This window comes from Desulfomonile tiedjei DSM 6799, from assembly GCF_000266945.1.
GTDB classification, from domain to species: Bacteria; Desulfobacterota; Desulfomonilia; order Desulfomonilales; family Desulfomonilaceae; genus Desulfomonile; species Desulfomonile tiedjei.
In genome coordinates, this window is the sequence record NC_018025.1 from 379,317 (window position 1) to 399,295 (window position 19,979).

General features: G+C 49.0%; 19 protein-coding genes. 12 read left to right on the forward strand and 7 right to left on the reverse strand.

Going from position 1 to position 19,979, the window contains the following annotated elements; genetic code table 11:
* Positions 1–145: 145 nt before the first annotated feature.
* Positions 146–1,411 carry a tetratricopeptide repeat protein gene (locus tag DESTI_RS01595; protein ID WP_041285880.1) on the forward strand — a complete coding sequence of 422 codons (1,266 nt, stop codon included), beginning with the start codon at positions 146–148 and terminating at the stop codon, positions 1,409–1,411.
* On the opposite strand, the gene rph is transcribed toward DESTI_RS01595, so the two are convergent.
* Positions 1,402–2,115, reverse strand: a complete 714-nt coding sequence (rph, locus tag DESTI_RS01600; protein ID WP_041286653.1) for a ribonuclease PH — start codon at positions 2,113–2,115, stop codon at positions 1,402–1,404. The genes DESTI_RS01595 and rph overlap by 10 nt on opposite strands.
* 437 nt (positions 2,116–2,552) lie before the next feature.
* Here rph and DESTI_RS01605 point away from each other — a divergent pair, with 437 nt between their 5' ends.
* The 8 genes from DESTI_RS01605 to DESTI_RS01640 all read left to right on the forward strand — a co-directional run bounded on the left by DESTI_RS01605 (position 2,553) and on the right by DESTI_RS01640 (position 9,535).
* Complete coding sequence (locus tag DESTI_RS01605; protein WP_014808216.1) at positions 2,553–3,038, forward strand: response regulator; 486 nt, start codon at positions 2,553–2,555, stop codon at positions 3,036–3,038.
* Positions 3,039–3,156: 118 nt separating this feature from the next.
* A complete protein-coding gene (locus DESTI_RS01610; protein WP_014808217.1) occupies positions 3,157–4,164 on the forward strand; it encodes a TRAP transporter substrate-binding protein in 1,008 nt (335 codons plus the stop codon).
* Positions 4,143–4,709, forward strand: coding sequence for a TRAP transporter small permease (locus DESTI_RS01615; protein ID WP_052315981.1), 567 nt, complete (start codon positions 4,143–4,145; stop codon positions 4,707–4,709). Before DESTI_RS01610 ends, DESTI_RS01615 begins: the two co-directional genes overlap by 22 nt.
* Positions 4,706–6,007 carry a TRAP transporter large permease gene (locus DESTI_RS01620; RefSeq protein WP_014808219.1) on the forward strand — a complete coding sequence of 434 codons (1,302 nt, stop codon included), beginning with the start codon at positions 4,706–4,708 and terminating at the stop codon, positions 6,005–6,007. The genes DESTI_RS01615 and DESTI_RS01620 overlap by 4 nt, the downstream gene beginning before the upstream one ends.
* Before the next feature lie 359 nt (positions 6,008–6,366).
* Positions 6,367–6,672 (forward strand): YggT family protein, encoded by a 306-nt coding sequence (locus DESTI_RS01625; protein ID WP_014808220.1) that lies wholly within the window; start codon positions 6,367–6,369, stop codon positions 6,670–6,672.
* 36 nt (positions 6,673–6,708) lie between these two features.
* Positions 6,709–7,002: a DUF167 domain-containing protein gene (locus DESTI_RS01630; protein ID WP_014808221.1), complete on the forward strand. Its 294-nt coding sequence runs from the start codon at positions 6,709–6,711 to the stop codon at positions 7,000–7,002.
* Positions 7,003–7,217: 215 nt separating this feature from the next.
* On the forward strand, positions 7,218–8,681 hold the full coding sequence (locus DESTI_RS01635; RefSeq protein ID WP_014808222.1) for a menaquinone biosynthesis decarboxylase: 1,464 nt from the start codon (positions 7,218–7,220) through the stop codon (positions 8,679–8,681).
* Entirely contained in the window at positions 8,660–9,535 is an 876-nt protein-coding gene (locus DESTI_RS01640; protein ID WP_014808223.1) for a UbiA-like polyprenyltransferase, read from the forward strand. Before DESTI_RS01635 ends, DESTI_RS01640 begins: the two co-directional genes overlap by 22 nt.
* A 158-nt stretch (positions 9,536–9,693) precedes the next feature.
* Here the strand turns inward: DESTI_RS01640 and DESTI_RS01645 are convergent, their stop codons facing one another.
* The 6 genes from DESTI_RS01645 to DESTI_RS01670 all read right to left on the reverse strand — a co-directional run bounded on the left by DESTI_RS01645 (position 9,694) and on the right by DESTI_RS01670 (position 17,005).
* A complete protein-coding gene (locus DESTI_RS01645; RefSeq protein WP_014808224.1) occupies positions 9,694–10,086 on the reverse strand; it encodes a response regulator in 393 nt (130 codons plus the stop codon).
* 394 nt (positions 10,087–10,480) lie between these two features.
* A complete protein-coding gene (locus tag DESTI_RS01650; RefSeq protein ID WP_014808225.1) occupies positions 10,481–10,882 on the reverse strand; it encodes a hypothetical protein in 402 nt (133 codons plus the stop codon).
* Positions 10,883–11,033: 151 nt separating this feature from the next.
* On the reverse strand, positions 11,034–14,189 hold the full coding sequence (locus DESTI_RS01655; protein WP_014808226.1) for an efflux RND transporter permease subunit: 3,156 nt from the start codon (positions 14,187–14,189) through the stop codon (positions 11,034–11,036).
* A gap of 15 nt (positions 14,190–14,204) precedes the next feature.
* Positions 14,205–15,434, reverse strand: a complete 1,230-nt coding sequence (locus DESTI_RS01660; RefSeq protein WP_014808227.1) for an efflux RND transporter periplasmic adaptor subunit — start codon at positions 15,432–15,434, stop codon at positions 14,205–14,207.
* Positions 15,435–16,044: 610 nt separating this feature from the next.
* A complete protein-coding gene (locus tag DESTI_RS01665; protein ID WP_014808229.1) occupies positions 16,045–16,479 on the reverse strand; it encodes a MarR family winged helix-turn-helix transcriptional regulator in 435 nt (144 codons plus the stop codon).
* Between the two features lie 58 nt (positions 16,480–16,537).
* Entirely contained in the window at positions 16,538–17,005 is a 468-nt protein-coding gene (locus DESTI_RS01670; RefSeq protein ID WP_014808230.1) for a single-stranded DNA-binding protein, read from the reverse strand.
* 173 nt (positions 17,006–17,178) lie between these two features.
* Here DESTI_RS01670 and DESTI_RS01675 point away from each other — a divergent pair, with 173 nt between their 5' ends.
* The 3 genes from DESTI_RS01675 to ilvC all read left to right on the forward strand — a co-directional run bounded on the left by DESTI_RS01675 (position 17,179) and on the right by ilvC (position 19,893).
* Positions 17,179–17,547: a transcriptional regulator gene (locus tag DESTI_RS01675; RefSeq protein WP_014808231.1), complete on the forward strand. Its 369-nt coding sequence runs from the start codon at positions 17,179–17,181 to the stop codon at positions 17,545–17,547.
* Positions 17,548–17,754: 207 nt separating this feature from the next.
* On the forward strand, positions 17,755–18,741 hold the full coding sequence (gene epsC, locus DESTI_RS01680) for a serine O-acetyltransferase EpsC (RefSeq protein ID WP_014808232.1): 987 nt from the start codon (positions 17,755–17,757) through the stop codon (positions 18,739–18,741).
* Positions 18,742–18,885: 144 nt separating this feature from the next.
* Positions 18,886–19,893, forward strand: coding sequence for a ketol-acid reductoisomerase (gene ilvC, locus DESTI_RS01685; protein ID WP_014808233.1), 1,008 nt, complete (start codon positions 18,886–18,888; stop codon positions 19,891–19,893).
* Positions 19,894–19,979 lie beyond the last annotated feature (86 nt).

A 19,979-nucleotide genomic window follows, 5' to 3' on the forward strand; every position in this document is an offset into this window, starting at 1 on the left:
TAACATAGCGACTTAACAAGGGATATTGGCTTATTTAAGAAACATTTGTTTGTTATTGAAATAACAATAAATAGACAAAGGAAGTAAGTTTATGTTACAATATAAGTATCTAAGACTAGAAAAGAGAAAGGCTTGGTTTATAACAATGAGCAAGTTTCTGTTATTGTTGATATTGGCTGTCATTATCCCTATGCAGGCGCTCGCTCAAGAAGATGCAGTCGATCTGTACAATCGGGGGGTTGAAGAATTGAAACAGGATCGCCTGGACGCGGCAATCGACTCTTTCACTCGTGCCGTCCAACTGGACCCGCTGGATCATCTTTCGTACAACAATAGAGGAGTTGCATATAAGCGCAAAGGATTATTCGATAAAGCTATAGCTGACTACTCAAAAGCCTTGGAAGTAAAACCCGATTATTACTTCGCTCTTGCGAACCGCGGTACCGCGCGATTCAAGAAGGGCGACCTCGACGGGGCATTAAAGGATTTGTCCGACGCAGCAAAGCAGGGAAAGAAAGAGAGCGCCATTATCACGACGCTCGGAATTGTGCGGAAAGAAACGGGAGATCTGGATCAGGCTCTCAAGGATCTCAAACAGGCAGTTTCCCTGGCGAAGAAGAATACGCGAGCCTATATTGCTCTCGGGGAACTCTACGAGCTTCAAAAGGACTATTCCAAAGCTTTGGACTCATATACCAAGGCTGTAGAACTGGGAGATCTGAAGGAAGCCGGCCCCCAACTCAAGGAAAAGATCGGTTCCTTGCGAAAAACCTATGCGATGGAATTGCACCAGGAAGGGCTGAAGAATTATCGAGAAGGCAATGAGAAACACGCGATTACCATATGGAGCGCAGCCCTGAAAATCGAGCCGGACTTTTCCCCGGTTTTGCGAGATCGAGGTCTCACATATCACAAAATAGGAAAATATAAGCAAGCAATTGACGATTTTGATACAGCCATCAGTAAAGAGCCTTCCAATGCCGAGCTCTACCGGGTGAGAGCCGATGCGTTTTACCGCTTAAAGCAGCCGGATCGTGCGCTTGCGGATTATACTCAAGCTTTGCAGCTCAATTCCCGGGACTCGATTGCATATAACAACAGAGGTCTTGTGTATCATGAGCAGAACGATCTGAATAAAGCACTCGAGGATTACAGCAAGGCTATTTCAACCGATCCTGATAATCCCGTCTTTTTTGAGAACAGGGCTCTGGTGTATCTCTTGAAAAAACAGAATCAAAAAGCGCTTGAGGATTACCGGGAAGCCCTGAGACTCACGAATGAAGAAAGTCGGCGAACCGCTCTGCAACAGAAGATCGATAGCACGGCGCAAGAGCTGGAGACAGAAAAATCTCCAACTGTACCTTCACCTCAGGAAAACTCTGAAAATCGTGTTGTGCCGTCTCAACTTTGAACCGCTTTTTTCTGGAGATCACGAACAGCGTTAATTCCTCTTTGTCCCAGGCGGATCAGCCGGTTCATTGCAGTAAGGGAAAACGGGTCTCCTTCCGCTGTGGCCTGTACTTCCACGAGCTTGCCGCGGCCTGTCATAACAATATTCATATCGACTTCGGCACTGGAGTCTTCGTCATAGTTGAGATCCAGCAGTTCCGTACCTTGCACGATGCCTACGCTTATCGCTGCAACCGAGTCAAGCATGGGGTCTCCGTCCAATCTGCCTTCTTGAGCCAGACGCTTCAACGCCTCATGAAGAGCAACCCAAGCACCGGTTATGGAAGCCACGCGAGTACCACCGTCAGCCTGGATGACGTCGCAATCTACGGTGATGGTGCATTCTCCCAGAGCATCCAGATCCGTTACGCAACGGAGGGATCTGCCGATCAGACGTTGAATCTCCATGGTACGGCCCCCGATCTTCCCTCCTCTCTCCCTTGGAGATCGGGTGAGAGTCGATCTTGGCAGCATGGAATATTCCGCGGTGACCCAACCTCTGTTCTGATCCTTCAAGAAAGAAGGCACCCTGTCTTCTATGGTGGCTGCACAGATCACTTTGGTCTTTCCGCTTTCGACCAGGGCGGACCCTTCGGCATAATCCAGGACGCCGACTTGTATGTTCCACGGTCTCAACTCGTCAAATTGGCGGTTATCCGGTCGCACGTAGTTCATAACCTTTCCTTTCAGAAGAATGTCGGTTTTTTCGTATACGCACTTCCGCCACACGATGCAACTATTTTACCGTATATCGAAGTCGTTCAGTCAGGCGTTCAACTTTTGGGAATGTTCGCGGGATTGAGTGACTGCTGACACGAATTTTGTTGCGATTCTCCTTCAAAAAATTCAGTATAATGAATAAAACCACATGAAAGAGTCTCCTTTAGGTTACTCACCGAGGCATTATTTAAGCATTATTTTATTGTATCGACTTTGAGACTTTGTGGGAAATTATTGAGTACTCCGAAGGAAAGCGGTTGACACCAAGCGGCAATTTAATTACCCTTAGAATACATATCGTCGCTATGGCCAAAGTTCAATCTCGTGAAAAAACCGATGCACGCATCGGCTTCTCCACTCAATCTTAGCAGAGAGATTAGGCCGTGCCCCATCGAGAAATCCTTAAAGGTAAGCGTATCCTTGCCGTTGACGATGAGCCCGATGTACTTGAGTTGGTTCGGGAAGCACTCATTGAAAGCGAAGTGACTACGGCCAGGAGCTTTGAGACCGCTAAGCAGCTCATCAACTCCAAACAATTCGACCTCGTCATACTTGACATCATGGGTGTTGACGGTTTCGCTTTACTCCAGGAATGCACCGACCACAATTTGCCGGCAGCTATGCTCACGGCCCATGCCGTAACCGTTCAGAGTATCAATAAGGCGATGAAATTGGGTGCTGTCTCTTTTATCCCCAAAGATGAACTTGTAAGATTACCTGAACTTGTGGCAGAAATACTGGAGGATGTGGCAGCCGGGAGAAGTCATTGGCAACGTCTATTTCACAGGTTGGGCCCTTTTTTCAAGGAACGGCTGGGACTCACATGGGAGGACCTGGAAAAGCCGTCCTCTCCCCCGTATAAATATTGATGCTGAAGTTGGCACGGTTTCCCGCGTGTAATGGCGCGAGGATCTTGTCTGTACCGCGAATAGGAAGCAGGTTTTTTTACGAATCAGCCCTTCAGGGCAATGCCAAAGGAGATTAAGCATGCGTAAAAGGTTCTTGACCGTAATCCTGGGACTCGCGATGCTCATGGTCATTTCGACTGTGGGCTATGCCAAAACTGTGGAACTTACGTACTCTATTTTCTTCCCGGCTACTCACGGTCATACGCTTCTTGCCACTGAGTGGGCAAAAGAAATTGAGAAGAGGACTAATGGTGCAGTTAAGATCAACATGTTCCCCGGTGCAACCTTGACCCCCCCGGATCAATGTTACGATGGTGTTGTGAAAGGTATTTCCGATATCGGAATGTCCGTTCTCAGCTATACCAAAGGAAGATTCCCGCTCAGCGAAGTTATAGATCTTCCTCTCGGGTACACCAAAGGGATCCAGGTCACCAGGCTGTGCAACGCGTATTACGACAAGTTTAAGCCGAAAGAATTCGATGACGTGAAGATCATGTACCTTCACGGCCACGGTCCTGGCATTTTTCACACGAAGAAGCCCGTTGAGAAAATGGAAGATCTCAAGGGAATGAAGATCAGGTGCTCGGGAACCAGCGCCAAGGTGGTCGCCGCTCTTGGAGCCACGCCGGTGGCGATGCCTCAGAATGAGTGCTATGACGCTCTGCAGAAAGGTGTTGCAGACGGCGTGGTTTCACCCATTGAGACGCTCAAGGGATGGAAGTTCGCGGAAGTGATCAAGTCTACCACACAGAATTTCGGTTCCGCGTACACTCTCGGATTCTTTGTAGCCATGAACAAGAAGAAATGGGATTCTCTGCCCAAAGACGTTCAGCAGACAATCGAACAGGTAAATAAGGAATGGATCGATAAGACCGGAAACGGGTGGGACGAGTTCGACAAAATTGGCACGGAATTCACCTTGTCCAAAGGGAATAAAGTAATTCCTCTCTCAAAAGAGGAAGACGCAAAATGGGCCAAGACGGTTAGCCCCGTATTGGATGAATATGTTGCAGCCATGAAAGCCAAGGGTCTCCCCGGGGATGAAGCGCTGAGTTTCTGCCGAGAATGGCTCAAAAACAATCCATGATTGAAATGAAGTCTGCCGGACTCCCAACAATGGAGTCCGGCCTTACGGTAAATACTGTGAAGAAACCAAGTTATCTGGCTGGATTGGCTCGAACTCTTTCCCGATTTCTCTTCGTAATAGCTGGTTTCGCGTTGACCGGAACCATGCTGTTAACGGTTGCAGATGTGATCCTTCGCGCGTTTAAGCGACCGATTCTCGGCACGTACGAATTGGTTGGGTTATTAGGAGCAGTGGTAATCGCGTTCGCTCTACCCCAAACATCTCGCCTGAAAGGCCACGTGATGATGGATTTCCTCACCGGGAAATTGCCTGAGACGATACAATTCGTTCTGCATGCAATTACCCGATTGCTTGCTCTGGCCCTGTTCGCAATCTTGGGCTGGAACCTGTGGTTAATGGCGAATGATTTTCATCGTGTGGGGGAAGTTACTCCTACTCTGCAACTTCCCCTCTACCCCATTGCCTACCTGGTGGCCCTGTGTTGTTTTGTTGAGTGTCTGGTGCTGTTTGTAGACATGCTGGAAAAGAGAGACATGGAACCATGAGCTTTGCCACAATCGGCCTTCTGGTCATTCTGTTGCTCTTTGTTTTTTTCCTCATGGGGCTTGAGATCGGCTTTTCAATGGCCCTGGCGGGATTTATCGGTTTTGCTGCCATTGTCAATGTAGATGCCGCGTTCAATCTCGTGGCGAAAGACGTGTATTCCGTGTTGTCTTCGTACGGTTTTACGGTCATACCAATGTTTGTGCTCATGGGGCAAATCGGTGCGAGCGGCGGCGTAGCCCGCAATTTGTACGATTCCGCTTACAAGTTCATCGGACACGTGCCGGGCGGTCTCGCAATCGGGACCGTTGCCGCTGCGACAGTTTTCAAAGCGATTTGCGGCTCTTCCCCCGCAACCGCTGCAACGTTTGCAACCATAGCTGTTCCGGAGATGGATCGGTACAATTATGACAGAAGGCTCTCCTGCGGAACCGTCGCAACCGTGGGAACGCTGGGAATACTGATTCCGCCGAGTGTAGTGCTCATCGTGTACGGAATACTCACTGAGACTTCTATCGGCAAGCTGTTTCTGGCAGGGATCCTTCCGGGACTCATCGTTGCTTTTTCCTTTGTGATGACACTCTTCGGGTGGAGTGCCATGAATCCCCATCTCGGCCCCAAAGGTGAAAAATCTTCCTGGAAGGAGCGATTCTCATCCTTACCGCCTGTCCTGGTGGTGCTCTCGATTTTTCTCATCGTTGTTGGCGGTCTCATGATGGGTTTTTTTACTCCGACCGAGGCCGGAAGCGTTGGAACCTTTGCAGTTTTGATCCTCACGTTGTTCAAGAAAGACATGGACCTGAAGCGCTTTGTGCAAGCGGTGTCCGAGACTCTACGGATTGCCTGCATGGTTATTATGCTCATTGCCGGAGCTACGATTCTGGGTCATTTCTTTGCAGTAACCCGGACGCCATATATTGTTGCCGGCTGGCTTGAAGGTCTTCAAGTAGATCGCACGGTCATCATGTTGATTATCATTGCAGTGTATCTCATAGGTGGGTCTTTTATTGAAGACTTGGCCTTTCTCATTTTGGCGACTCCTATTTTTCTCCCCGTAGTCCTCAAAATGGGTTACGACCCTATCTGGTTCGGAGTCATCATCAGTGTGGTAACCATGATAGGAGTGATTCTTCCCCCCATGGCGATTAACGCCTTTGTTGTCTCGGGGGTATGCAAGGAACCGGTGGGTACTGTGTACAAAGGCATTTATCCGTTTATCGTAGGGATGAGTCTGTGCCTTCTGCTACTCCTGTTCTTTCCTCAAATTTCATTGTGGCTTCCCAATGTGCTCATGCCTTAATCAGGGCTGACGCTGCTTTATGCTAATGTGCGTTCAAAGAAGTAATCCCGCCACTGGCGGGAGCAAATCCGGTCCCGGCATGTCTCCGAACGAAGTCAGACCGTGCCGTTCGCAGCGAAGGAGATTTGGCGGGACCGGCAAAAAACAGATCTCTCAATATTCCCTCTATGAAAGCACATTGGCATTATAGCGCGAATGCCCGTCGAGCAGAATTTCGATTTCCGACGAATTGACACGGGTTCTCTAAATTGATAACGTGGTTTTCCGAGAGAAACCAAGGCTGCCGATGTGCTCCGCATACGAAATGCAGCGGAATCGCTTGGGAACTGTGGATTTATATTTTTCGGGCAGGATGAACAATGTTTGTAGTTGCAAATTTTCTCAGTGCATTTGCCGGTGTTCTGGACATAGTTCTCGAAATCTACATGTACATAGTCATTGTCTCGGCACTCATTTCATGGGTAAATCCAGACCCGTACAATCCCATTGTGCGATTCCTTTACAGTGTCACAGAACCTGTTTTTTCCTGGGTTCGCCGGATCTTGCCGTTTCCTGCCATGGGCATCGATTTCTCCCCCATAATTGTGCTCCTGGTTATCTTCTTTCTGCGCCAGTTTCTCGTGAGGACTCTCCTACAAATAGCCGGCAGTGTTGCAGCACAGTGATGGAATACCTGCCGTTTTCTGTCGGGAACTGTAAGCATGGAATTCATACGTGAACACCGGAGCGGCGTTACGCTGGCTGTAAAGGTGGTTCCGAATGCTTCCAGGAGTGAGTTGCGTTTCGATGAGAGGCGTCTGATTGTTCGTTTGGCCGCACCTCCTCTGGAAGGAAAAGCCAATCGTGAACTCATAAAAATCATTGCCAAAACACTGCGAATTCCCCAGGGCTCTGTCGAAATACTTCAGGGAAAAACAGGGCGGGAAAAAGTTGTCCTCATTGTCGGGGCTGAGAAGCAATCTGTTTCAGACTTGCTTCTGAGGATTTTGGGATAGACGGATCAATCGATCTGGGGGGAACTTCTTTTGTAACTGACCATAGCCTATACCATTACGCAGTTGTGCACTGTTTTATACACACTTGCTATACACTTTCCAATTCAGCTTCTCTTCGTAATTCTTTCATGCATAATCATTTTGACTTGATCCGCTGAGGCTAATTTTCTAAAATGACCGGCCGGTCATCAAAGAACTTTCCGGAAGGAAATTCAATGGTATTCCAGGATCTCAGAGAATTTATAAGCTATCTCGAACAGACGAATCAGTTAGTTCGGATATCGACTGCTGTAGACCGTGATTTGGAAATAACCGAAATTGCGGATCGAATTATGAAAGGGCCTGCAGACAGAAACAAAGCGATTCTGTTTGAGAATGTAGAAGGTTTTCCAATTCCTGTGGCCATCAATCTTTTCGGGTCCGAATCCAGAATGGCTGCGGGTTTGAATGTGAATACTTTGGATGACCTTAACCATAAGCTAACTCACCTCATTGATTTGAAAGTTCCTAAAGGTCTGCGATCGGTCTTGGCTCGAGGTGCCGACATCCTGACAGCATTGAAATCCGTGGGCTTGAAACCAAAGATGGTTCGATCTGCTCCATGTCAGGAGGTTGTTATCACGAAGAATCCTAGCCTCGACATTTTGCCTGTACTTAAATGCTGGCCTAAAGACGCTGGTCGCTTCATTACACTGATGCAGGTGATCACTCGCGATCCTGTCACAAAGATACGCAATGTGGGAATGTACAGATTACAGGTTCTCGGACCGGATCGGCTTGCGATGCATTGGCAGGAGCATAAAGGCGGAGCAGAGCACGAGCGAAAAGCCCAGGAAGAAGGAATAACGCAGATTCCTGCGGCAGTGGTTTTGGGCGGTGATCCTGCCAGCATGTGGGCGGCGTCGGCACCTATGCCGCCGGATTTGGACGAATACCTCCTGGCCGGATGGCTGAGAGGCAAGCCTGTAGAGTTTGTCAATTGCGTGAGCCAGCCACTTGAAGTGCCCGCCAATGCAGAGATTGTCATCGAAGGCTACGTCGACCTAACAGAATATGCGGACGAAGGACCTTTCGGAGATCATACGGGATATTATACGCCCAAAGGATCGTTTCCAGTATTTCGAGTCACAGCGATAACCCATCGGGAAAATTCCATCTATCCCGCTACTGTCGTGGGGATACCTCCTATGGAAGATGTCTACATGGGCAAAGCCACTGAGAGGCTATTCTTGCCCTTGATAAAACTGTTCCTGCCTGAAGTTGTCGATTACCACATGCCTCCTGCGGGTGTATTTCACAATCTGGTTTTGGTCAAAATAAAGAAAAAGTACCCGGGACATGCCCGAAAAGTGATGTTTGCGATATGGGGCATGGGTCTGTTGATGTTGTCAAAAGCCATAGTTGTTCTGGACGATTGGGTGGATGTTCACAATTTGTATGAAGTCGCCTGGCAGACTCTTGGAAACGTGGACTGGGAACGGGATATTCTCGTGGTACATGGTGCCGTGGACCAACTGGATCATGCCTCATCGAAGCAGTCGTATGGAGCTAAGATCGGAATAGACGCCACTGCCAAAACCAATGAAGACGGTTATTCGGCGAGCTGGCCGGAAGTCGTTCAAATGAGTCCTGAAATCAAGTCTCTGGTTGACAAAAAATGGAAAGACCTAGGTTTGTAATTCGGCTATCCAGCGTCCGTGTCTTCCTGGAGATGATCAAATTCGAACATACTGTATTTGCGTTACCATTTGCATATACAGGGATGTTCCTCGCGGCCAGAGGTCTGCCTGACTGGAAGGTTGTCCTCTGGATTACCGTAGCTCTGGCTGCGGCACGCACGCTTGCAATGACTGTGAACCGAATAGCCGACAAAGAATACGATGCAAGAAATCCGCGGACTTCAGGCCGAGCGCTTCCTTTGGGTTTAGTGGACCTCAAAACCACTATCATCGCTGCCTTCATTTCTTTCATGGTATTTGAATTTGCTGCATGGAAGCTGAATTATTTCGTCCTTATTCTTTCCCTTCCTGCACTCGTATTTTTGTTGGGCTATCATTATACAAAGCGTTTCACCTGGGCTTGTCACTGGGTTTTGGGATTCACTGACGGAATAGCTGTGGCAGGTGGATGGGCTGCTATAAAAGGAACCATCGACTGGCCTGCCTATGTGTTATGGTTTGCTGTAACCTGCTGGATTGCAGGAGTTGATATAATCTACGCATGCCAGGACATTGATGTGGATCGGAAGGAAGGACTCCATTCGATTCCATCAAGATTCGGAGCCTCGATTGCTCTGCAGATTGCACGAATAAACCATATTCTGGCGGTTGCTGCACTTTCGTTTGCGGGCTTAATTATGGATCTGGCGTGGCCGTATTGGTTTGGTGTTATCTTGACTTCAATACTTTTGATTTATGAGAATGTTCTCGTCAGTGCTGACGATCTTTCAAGGCTGGATTATGCATTTTTTAATATTAATGGCTACATCAGCATGTGTTTGCTTGCAGGCACGATATGGGCAATCTTTATTTGATAAAAGAGGTAAGATTTGGGGAACCTTTTTTGTAAAAAAGGTTCCCCAAACCCTTCCAAAAAACTTTTAACACTTGTCTGAGTTGTTGTTTTTTCTATAGAAAAAACAACAACTCAGAATGCTAGAAGTTCTTGGGATGGGGGTCGGGGAAACACTTCTTACAAGAAGGGTTTCCCTCCGATCAACTCCTGCACTATTTCCAACAATTTTCTAATTTCCACGGGTTTTGTGAGTATTTTGTCAACACCGTGAGCGAGTGCTTTCTCAGCAATCAAGGGTTCGGAACCCCAGCCGGTCAAGAGAATGAATACCGGTTTCGGTATCCTTCGTCGAGCGGAGGATTCAGTAATCCGTCTCGCCACTTCCCACCCATCCATTCCAGTCATTTCTATGTCGGAAATGATGACATCTATATGCGTGTTTTCAAATATTTCCAGTCCCTGCAAGCCGGATTCCGCGGTGAACAGATTTTGCCCCAGTTTTTTGAGACCTCTTTCCATCAGAGTCAGCAACGGTTTCAAATCATCGATAAGCAATATATTCAGCTTCATAATTACACACGTGTTGACTAGAGCGGTTGCCAAAAATTCTGAGGTTTATCCCACGCTTCAATACAAGACATTAGTGGGGACCGGCGTCCCTGCCGGTCCATTCTATCGATATCATTGATCATATTGAAGATGTGCCGGCACGGAGGCCGACACCCACCAATACTCCTAAGAGAGAAAATCAAAAAGAAATTTCCCGTACGAAGTGTTTCCCGAACTCCATCTCAAGAACTCTTCCCCATTCGCCGGGAACCTGGCCCGGGTCGAATTCCCGTCTCCAAAATCAATTTACTCATTTAAAGAGCGGGATGTACTCGCAGAGGAATCTAATGACCGCAAGGGATCCGGTCAAATATCATTATCCGGCTACTAAGTTCTACTTTCAGTAAAAGATCGACTATCGGGTAAGGGTGTACTGAGAACACATGTCCAGGAGCAAACCTCGTGTCTTTATTCGCTTTTCCGTAAAATCTTCGAATTTAGGATCAGAGCTGTTCCGAGTCACGGTTTCTTCCGTGTAGTCGGCATACTTGAGCGCTTCAGGTAGGACAGCCGCTTTACCGTACTGTTTCAGGATTGTTTCCAATTTCGCCCGAGCTTGATCGTATTGCTGCGTTCGTTTTGTTTTGGCAGATTCGGCTTTCGCTGTCTCAATATCAGCTACATAAACGGTTATGGCACGACACACTTCCAGTGGTAATTGCCCGAATTTCGAACTCGCTGCATCCTGAGCCGCAAGTGGCGTAATGTGCACCAATGCAATAATGACTGCAATGAAAAAAGGACGTAACGTTCTCATATCCTGAACCTCTCCTCGGTCTACTCTGCTACAGTGTTTGCCAAAAGTTTTGTCCGATTTAAATCCCCCCAGCCCCCCTTATTAAAGGGGGGGAGAGGGGATTTTTCGACTAACATCTGCGCTGAGTTTCGGTCATTTATTTTGGCAATGACTATATTCTCCCGGCAGTGCCCGTGTCGTATGTATCGATGCCTGTATCGGCAGAGCCGCTTTTCCCTTTCTTCTTGAATCGCTGCACTGCCACGTAGAGAACCGGAGTAAAGAATATGCCCAACATGGTCACTCCCAGCATGCCGAAGCATACAGCGGTTCCTACAGCCTGTCTGCTGGCGGCTCCGGCTCCTGTTGCCGTGACCAGGGGCAATACGCCGACAATGAAAGCGAATGACGTCATGAGTATTGCGCGAAAACGCAGCTTTGCTCCTTGCACCGCCGCCTCGAGGGTCGACAGACCTTTTGCTTCCTGGTCGCGTGCGAATTCCACAACAAGAATGGCATTCTTGGCAGATAAGCCTACAAGGAGCACGAGTCCGACCTGAGTATACAGACTGTTGTCCAATCCCCGAAGCGTAAGCCCAACAACTGCCCCCAAAACCGCCAATGGAACCACTGCCGCCACCGCAACGGGATCGATCCAGTTCTCGTACTGTGCCGCCAGGATCATGATGACAACCACAATAGCCATAGCAAATACCAGGAACACCTGACTCCCGATCTTCTGCTGCTGGAACGCTACTCCGGTCCATTCTGCACCCGCCCCCGGAGGCAATGTCTGTTCAGCCAGATTCTCCATCACCTTCATGACTTGGCCTGAGCTGACACCCGGTTCGCCTTCACCAATGACGCGGATGGCAGGATACATATTGTATCTGTCGATACGAACGGGGCCCGATGAATAATCCAGGCTGACCAGAGTCCCCAATGGCACCATCTTCCCTTCAGTGTTCTTCACCTGAAGATTCTTTATGTCGTCCATCTGAGACCGGAACCTGGGCTCTGCCTGAACGGTTACATGCCAGGTCCGTCCGAATTCATTGAAATCATTAACGTACGTTGAGCCGAGATATGATTGCAGCGTATCGAAAACGGACTGCAAAGGTACTTTCAGGCTCAGTGCCTTCACTCGGTCAACATCCGCAAAGACTGAGGGTGCTCCCGCTCTAAACGTCGAGTTTACAGCCGATAGCTCTCCTTCCGCTTTCCCTTCTCTCACGAATTCTGCGGCAGCATCCGCCAGTCTTGTGAGTCCGACTCCGGATTTGTCTTCAAGCCAAAGTTCTGACCCGGCACTCTGTCCCAGTCCCACGATGGGCGGCAAAGAAAACGGGAACACGATGCCGCTCTGGATATGGGAAAACTTCTCCGCCAGCTCGGCCACGATAACGTCCTTGGATCTTCCCTTTTTAAGTCGTTCATCCCATGGTGCCAATGCAGCGAATCCGCTGCCCAGACTCGGGCTGTTTCCGTCCAGAATAGAGTTGCCGGGGGTTACGGAAAAGTACGTAATTCCTTCCGTTGATTTCAGGATTTCCATAACCTGCTTCAAGGTGGTGTCGGTCCGCTGGAGGGAAGCTCCATCGGGCAATTGAGCGTTCAAAAGAATGAGCCCATCATCTTCATTGGGAAGAAATCCCGAGGGCACCCGTGAAAAGGCGAGGTACGTCAATCCCAGAGCACACGCCCAGACGACAATCATGAGAGGTACATGCCGGACCAGATAGGAGACAATAGAAGTATAGCGATGTGTTACCTTTTCGAAAACCTCATCGAATTTTCTGAAGAAAATGTTTTTTTCACCCGTGTGAGGTCGAAGCCATAACGAACACTGCACAGGCTTCAAAGTCATGGCGTTGATGGCGCTCAGCAAGGTGGTCATAGCTATGGTAAGAGAAAACTGGCGATAAAGCTGACCTGAGATTCCTCCCAGGAGAGCTGCGGGAACAAATACGGCCATGAGTACCAGTGTGATACCGATAATTGCGCCGGTAATCTCATCCATCGCTCGTATGGAGGCTTCTTTTGCTCCAAGCCCATGCTCCCGCATATTTCGATCGACGTTTTCCACCACTACAATAGCGTCGTCCACAACAATGCCGATTGCCAGGACCAACCCGAAAAGGGTGAGCATATTTATGGAAAACCCGAATGCATACAGAACGGCAAAGGTGCCAACGATAGATACGGGAACGGTTGTTGCGGGAACCAGAGTGGCACGCCAATCCTGGAGAAAGATGAACACCACGATGAACACCAGGACAAACGCTTCAAGGAGTGTAATCACCACTTCTCTAATAGATGCCCGCACGAATGCGGAACTTTCGTACACGATCTGGTAATCAACGCCTTTGGGAAAATCCTTTTTCAGAGAATCCATAAGGCTGTGGACTTCGTCCGCCACTTCGAGAGCATTCGAGCCCGGAGTCTGGTACACGATCAGGGTTACCGCGGGCTTTCCGTTATAATAGGAACGAGTATCATAACTTTTGGCTCCAAGGTCGACTGTGCCCAGATCTCTTATGCGGACGACACTGCCATCTTGCCCTGTTTTTACGACTATGTCCGAGAATTGTCCCACATCGGTCAAGCGTCCGAGAGTGTTTACGGGAAGATCGAGATCCTGATCTTTGGGAGCCGGCTCCTGACCGAGACGTCCGGCAGCGACCTGGACGTTTTGACTCTTTAGCGCATTCACCGCCTCATTTGTGGTGAGACTGTTGTATTGGAGCCGATTCGGATCGAGCCAGACGCGCATGCTGTAGTCTTTCGTAGGAAACATTTGCACGTCGCCTACGCCTTTAAGCCTGCTGATCTGATCCTTAATCGTGGTCGTTACGTAGTTGGTGAGAAACAGATCGTCGTACGAACCATCCGGTGAATACAGACAAAGAACGGTGACGAATGAAGTCGATGCCTTCTTCGTCACGACACCCTGGCGCTGAACGTCCTGAGGCAAAGACGACATTGCCCAGTTCACGCGGTTCTGAACCAGCACCGTTGCCATGTCTACATCGGTGCCCAGGTCGAAGGTGACACGCAGCGTATAGGACCCGTCCCGGGCACTTGTGCTTTGCATGTAGATCATGTTCTCCACGCCGTTCACCTGCTGCTCTATGGGAGCAGCTACGGTGTCGGCCACGACCTGCGGGTCTGCACCGGGATAGGAAGCGGTCACCTGGACCATGGGTGGAGCAATGGGCGGGAACTGGGAAATCGGCAAAGTGAAAATTGCCACGCCCCCGGCAGCCATAATGAGCAGAGAGATTACTGATGCCAGAACCGGTCTGTTGATGAAAAAACGACTTACCATGATCTCTCAGCCCTCTTAGTCTTTCTTGGATGCCGGCTGAGTTTCAGGTTGCGGGTTCCGGGCGACAGTTGGTTTTACGGGATTGACCTTCGATCCCGGTCGTGCCCTTTGAATGCCGTCAACAATCACGTTATCCGTATTTTTGAGACCTTCTTCGATTACACGCATACGATCGACCCGTTCACCGATCTTAACCCGTTTCTGGTGCACGACCTGCTGTTCGTCTACAGTAAATACATATTTGCCGCCCTGATCGAATTGGAGAGCAACATCCGGAACCAGCAAAGCCTCGCGTTTTTCCAGAGGAACACGGACCCGTACGAACATTCCGCCCATCAGCAGCCCGTCAGGGTTCGGAAAGATGCCCCGGACTTGAATCGTCCCGGTAGACTGATCGACTGTGGTATCCGCGAAGTCGATTCTTCCCGTGTGAGGATAATCCGATTCGTCGGCCAGACTGATGTAAACCGGAATGTCCGGTGGCAACTGTGTGACCGGATCTGGTTTCTTCTTTGCCTTGCGGCGCACCAGCAAGAGGTCCCGTTCACTGATATTGAAATAAACGTACACTGAGTCGTCATCTACAACGGTAGTCAGAAGCGTTTTTTCCGTGGCTCCCACCAGATTTCCGACGTCGACCAGATTGCGACTCACCCTTCCATTGATGGGAGAAGTTACCTGTGTCCACTCCAGGTCGAGTTTCGCCTTGTCCAGTGCAGCATCCGCCAAATCCACGTCAGCTCGGGTGACGTCTCGTTCCGCGGTTTTTTTCTCCAGTTTCAGTGCACTAATAGCCTCTTTGCTTTCCAATTGCTGAGAGATCTGCAGCTCGGTTTGACTCAGCTTTGATGAGGCCTTTTGCGCCTCCAATTTGGCCTTACTTTCCTTGACGGAAGCTTCATACTGTCTGGGGTCTATGACGAACAGCAAATCCCCGGTCTTCACCTTTGCTCTTGGTTCAAAACAAATTTTCGTGAGAAAGCCGGGAACTCGAGCCCTGATGTCCACCGATTCAAGCGCCGCAATATTGCCGGTATATTCCAGATACTTGGTCACTTCTTTTCGAACCGGTTCAGCGATAGTTACCTCGGGGGGCCTAATTTTCTTCTTGGTGGATTCGTTTTGACAGCCGGAAGAAAAGAGAACCAAAAAGATGAGAAGAACGATCGGAATCTTGATTATCTGAGGTACAGCTCCCTCACGAGATGTTTCCCAATTGAACAACGCAGATTTCACCGGATTCATGAAGCTCTCACACACGCGTTTTTCCGCTCTAAAAAACATCAAATCTTGATGATTTGCTGTGGAACAAAACGTTCCGAAAGAAGTCTTCGCAATGTTACTGAAGACTCAGAATCAACAGAAGTGATGATTGCTAACCGCTAAAGTGCGATTCTTCATCACTCAAAACCACTCGTCCGCACCATAGCACAGATGCTTGCCTGCACAGGAGAAAAATGCTTCAGATTGAGCTTATTATACGGATTCGCAATCAGAAGAGTAAAACCGCAAATCTTGCCGTTCCAAAAAGACATGATGCTACGCTTGCCGATAGACAAATAGCCAGTTGAGTGCTGGTAGTCTTCGATTGTCTACTGCGACCGGTAGGATGTTTGAACTGGTTGTGGCGGGTTTTAATTGACAAACCAGAAAGAAAAGCTCCAGGAACTGGGATTGTCCGTCTGAAATTACATTTAGATTCCCACAGGTTTAGTCTTTTGTTCTCGACTGTGAGTGAGCGTCGGATTCGGATTTTTCAATGGCGGGGGTCCGTAAATTCGGAGAGAGGACTTCTTCAATCTGGTAACGGATGAACGCGGGATTATGGGAAGACACCAGAATACGGGCAAAAAGATTATCGAATGTCTCTCAAGAGCCTCTTTAAGAGTAATCGTTCCTCAAGACTCAAATCTCTGAGGATTTCCCGGTTCGCCTCTTCCCTTTCTCTGAACAGATCCTCACTTAAGCTCTTGGCTTTCTCCGTTAGATAGATGCGGAGCACTCGTTTGTCATCCGGATCGGTTTTCTTGGAAATCCAGTCTTTTTCGGCCATTCGGTCGAGCACGCCTGAAAGGGTCGCACTGTCGAGAACCAGTTTACCGGCAAGATCCCCGGCCGACAGCCCCTCTTCCGATACAACGGCTTCCAATACGAGGGTTTGGACAGGCGTGAGCCCGTACGCGTTGAGGCGCTTCTTTATATTTGCATGGGCTTTTTGATAGGCCTTTGCAAGAAGGAACACGATGCAGTCTTGATACACATCCACAACTCTATTCGCAGACCTTCTCATTCGTGAGGTCAGAGGAAAACAGTCTGTCTACAATCGTTCGGTTCAGATGGTTACGAGCTCAGAATGGAATTTCATCTTCCGGTGGAGGAGGATAGTAGTCATCGGAACGCCTCCCCGTAGAAGCCGGCCGGGATCCTCCGGTATTTTGTCTCCTCGGCTGCTCTTGTGCAGGACGGCTCTGGTTTTGTCCGCCTCCGCCCAGCATGATGAGATCGTTCGCAATGATCTCTACACTGGTCCTTTTGTTTCCGTCCTGATCTTCCCATTCCCGGGTTTGAATACGGCCTTCGATGAATACTTGTTTACCCTTGCTCAGGTATTCGCCGCAAATTTCCCCCAAGCGCCCCCATGCAACAATTCTGTGCCATTCAGTTTTGTCCTGCTCGTTACCGTCCTGGTCTCTCCATTGGAAAGACGTGGCCAAGGTAAACGTTGCGACAGCTTTCCCGGACGCGGTGTACCTGAGTTCCGGATCTCGGCCCAGATGACCGAGTAATATTACCTTATTGAGAGATTTTTGGGCCATGACAATCTCCTGAAAAAGTGCACGCCATGCGCGCCTTGAAGCCGAACACGACATCCTGTTCGAAACATGGACCGATTGTCAAGCATGAAGCCGAACCCGCGTGGCATTCATCGCTAAAAACGCGATCTTCCGATGTGTTATAATATGTCGAAAGACGTTTCCGTTGAGACCCGATGTCTCAACGAGCAGACGCGAGTCCGGAATTTTCCCAAGTTGCCCCGGAGGATATCCTGACTATCCGAAAAAGAATAGCACAACTCCTGAAAGCGGGTGAGTTTACTGCGCGTGACATTTCACGCATTCTCCATATATCCGAAAAAGAGGTATACGAACATTTGCCTCATGTGGAGAAGTCCTTGGGAAACGAACACAATCTGATCGCCAAACCTGCTGCTTGTTTGGACTGTGGATTTGTGTTCAAGAAAAGAACACGTTTTACCACTCCCGGCAAGTGCCCTGTCTGTAAATCCGAAGGAATTACTCCTCCAATTTTCGGAACTGAAAGGCAAGATGACAGCATCTGGGAAGAAGACGAGAGTTAAGAAAATTGTACAATATATCAGGCTGAACAGAAAAGTGCGCGGTTGACATTTGTGAGAAAACAAGACCGTATCTATGTCGTGGCTTCCACAGGTCCCGGAAGAACGCATAAAAAACAAGTCAAGCTCTGTTGCCATGAGCAAGAATGACTTAAGATGATTATCTATATGGCACGAGCATTGACTCAATAAAGTGACTGCAGGTGGGCAATGTCTGACGGAATAAAGCCTTTGTTGGCGGATAGTATCTGTGAGTACAAAGAAGATGTTTTGATTCCTGTTCAGGAAGAGCGTCTCCGAACGGTCGTCCAGGAAATGGTGCATTCCTGTAGGGAAGCATCTACCGTGGATAACGTGGGGGCTGCACTGATTCCGTCAAAGGATGAGATCATCCGCATACTGAATATCCTGCAGGATGTCTTATTCCCGGGATATTTTGGTAGACAGGAGCTGAATCATTCCACTCTCGAATATCATCTCGGTCATGAAGTGGTAGAGCTGTTTGAGCTCCTTTCGGCTCAGATTTCCCGGAGCATTCGTCACGAGTGCCGCCGGACCGATAGCCTGTGCGTCCAATGTGTGAACAAAGGTCGCGAAGAAGCGCTGATCTTCTGTGAAAAATTGCCTGCGTTGCGGCGAGCTCTCGCAAACGATGTTCGTGCCCATTACGATGGAGATCCGGCAGCTAAGAGCCTCGACGAAATCGTTTTTTCCTATCCGGGTTTATATGCGATCTTTGTGTACCGTGTCGCTCACGAGCTTTTCTTGAGAAAAATACCTCTCATGCCGAGAATCATGACTGAACATGCACATTCTCTGACCGGCATAGATATCCACCCCGGAGCCACCATAGGCACTGATTTCTTTATCGATCACGGCACCGGCGTGGTCATCGGCGAGACAACAGACATAGGAGATCGCGTCCGGATTTACCAGGGGGTCACTCTCGGGGCGTTGTCCGTACCGAGAGGTTCGGAAGGAGGAAACGAGCTCAGGGGTAGAAAACGGCATCCTACCATTCAGGATGATGTTACCATATATGCACAAGCTACCATATTGGGGGGACAAACGGTGATAGGGGCTCGTTGTATCATAGGAGGAAACGTCTGGCTTACTGCCTCAGTGCCTCCGGATACTACGGTCCTTATCGAAGCCCCGCGACACGTTTTCAAAGGTGAAAATCACGAACGTGGTTGAGACTCCGGGAGGAGCCTTCATGGCATGAATTTCAAAAAAAACAGTTTCAACTTCTGTAATGCTTGAATGCATTAATCCTTTTTGATAAAATCGCACGCCAAAATGATTAGTGCGCCTATTTATTCAAGTTTTGGAGAAAAAGAGTTGGCCAAGATATTCTATGACCGGGACGTTAACCCAGCGGCCCTGGAACGTAAGACTGTTGCTATTATCGGTTATGGCAGCCAGGGGCATGCACATGCTCTGAATCTGAACGATTCTGGAATAAAGGTTGTCGTAGGATTACATAAAAACAGCAAGCGGTGGGACAAAGTCACCTCGGACGGACTTCAGGTCCTGGAAGTGGATCAGGCAGCCCAGGCCGCCGATGTCATCATGATTCTTGTCCCTGATGAACTTCAAGCCGCCCTTTACAAGGAAAAGATCCACTCAGCCATGGGAGCGGGAAAGTCCTTGGCTTTTGCTCACGGATTTAATATCCATTTCGGGCAAATTGAACCGCCTGAAGACACCGATATTTTTATGGTAGCCCCAAAAGGCCCCGGGCACCTCGTTCGCCGCATCTACAAAGGCGGATTCGGAGTTCCTTCGCTGGTGGCCATACATAGAGACGCATCGGGAACCTGCAGGGACACAGCTTTGGCATATGCTCGAGCGCTCGGCTCTACTCGTGCCGGGGTGATCGAAACGACCTTTGCAGAGGAAACTGAGACCGATCTTTTTGGAGAGCAGGCAGTTCTGTGTGGAGGCGTTACCGCTTTGGTCCAAGCGGGTTTCGAGACATTGGTGAACGCCGGATATCAACCCGAGATCGCTTATTTCGAGTGCCTTCATGAACTCAAACTCATCGTGGATTTGATCTACGAGGGCGGAATAGAGCGTATGCGCTATTCTATCAGTAACACGGCCGAATACGGAGACCTTACCCGGGGTCCTCGTGTTGTGGACGAGCGGACTCGCGCGGAAATGGAAAAAATCCTTCAAGAAATTCGATCGGGAGAATTTGCTCGCGAATGGATTCTTGAGAATTTGGCAGGTAGACCTAAATTCAAGGCGCTGGAAAAACTAGGAACACAGCATCCCGTAGAAATAATAGGGAGTCGCTTAAGGTCCATGATGAGCTGGATTTCAGCGCCATTAGAGGAAAAATAGACAGCGGAAATATCGCGGCATTTTAAGCCGCGACACCGCTGGTCCCGGACGTCATTCTTTGACAGGGCTTTCGAAAAATATAGGCC

Coding starts and splice junctions, on each gene's coding strand:
- DESTI_RS01595 (WP_041285880.1), top strand. CDS start 146: ATGAGCAAGTTTCTGTTATTGTTGATATTGGCTGTCATTATCCCTATG.
- DESTI_RS01610 (WP_014808217.1), top strand. CDS start 3,157: ATGCGTAAAAGGTTCTTGACCGTAATCCTGGGACTCGCGATGCTCATG.
- DESTI_RS01615 (WP_052315981.1), top strand. CDS start 4,143: ATGGCTCAAAAACAATCCATGATTGAAATGAAGTCTGCCGGACTCCCA.
- DESTI_RS01620 (WP_014808219.1), top strand. CDS start 4,706: ATGAGCTTTGCCACAATCGGCCTTCTGGTCATTCTGTTGCTCTTTGTT.
- DESTI_RS01625 (WP_014808220.1), top strand. CDS start 6,367: ATGTTTGTAGTTGCAAATTTTCTCAGTGCATTTGCCGGTGTTCTGGAC.
- DESTI_RS01630 (WP_014808221.1), top strand. CDS start 6,709: ATGGAATTCATACGTGAACACCGGAGCGGCGTTACGCTGGCTGTAAAG.
- DESTI_RS01635 (WP_014808222.1), top strand. CDS start 7,218: ATGGTATTCCAGGATCTCAGAGAATTTATAAGCTATCTCGAACAGACG.
- DESTI_RS01640 (WP_014808223.1), top strand. CDS start 8,660: ATGGAAAGACCTAGGTTTGTAATTCGGCTATCCAGCGTCCGTGTCTTC.
- DESTI_RS01645 (WP_014808224.1), bottom strand. CDS start 10,086: ATGAAGCTGAATATATTGCTTATCGATGATTTGAAACCGTTGCTGACT.
- DESTI_RS01650 (WP_014808225.1), bottom strand. CDS start 10,882: ATGAGAACGTTACGTCCTTTTTTCATTGCAGTCATTATTGCATTGGTG.
- DESTI_RS01655 (WP_014808226.1), bottom strand. CDS start 14,189: ATGGTAAGTCGTTTTTTCATCAACAGACCGGTTCTGGCATCAGTAATC.
- DESTI_RS01660 (WP_014808227.1), bottom strand. CDS start 15,434: ATGAATCCGGTGAAATCTGCGTTGTTCAATTGGGAAACATCTCGTGAG.
- DESTI_RS01665 (WP_014808229.1), bottom strand. CDS start 16,479: ATGAGAAGGTCTGCGAATAGAGTTGTGGATGTGTATCAAGACTGCATC.
- DESTI_RS01670 (WP_014808230.1), bottom strand. CDS start 17,005: ATGGCCCAAAAATCTCTCAATAAGGTAATATTACTCGGTCATCTGGGC.
- DESTI_RS01675 (WP_014808231.1), top strand. CDS start 17,179: ATGTCTCAACGAGCAGACGCGAGTCCGGAATTTTCCCAAGTTGCCCCG.
- epsC (WP_014808232.1), top strand. CDS start 17,755: ATGTCTGACGGAATAAAGCCTTTGTTGGCGGATAGTATCTGTGAGTAC.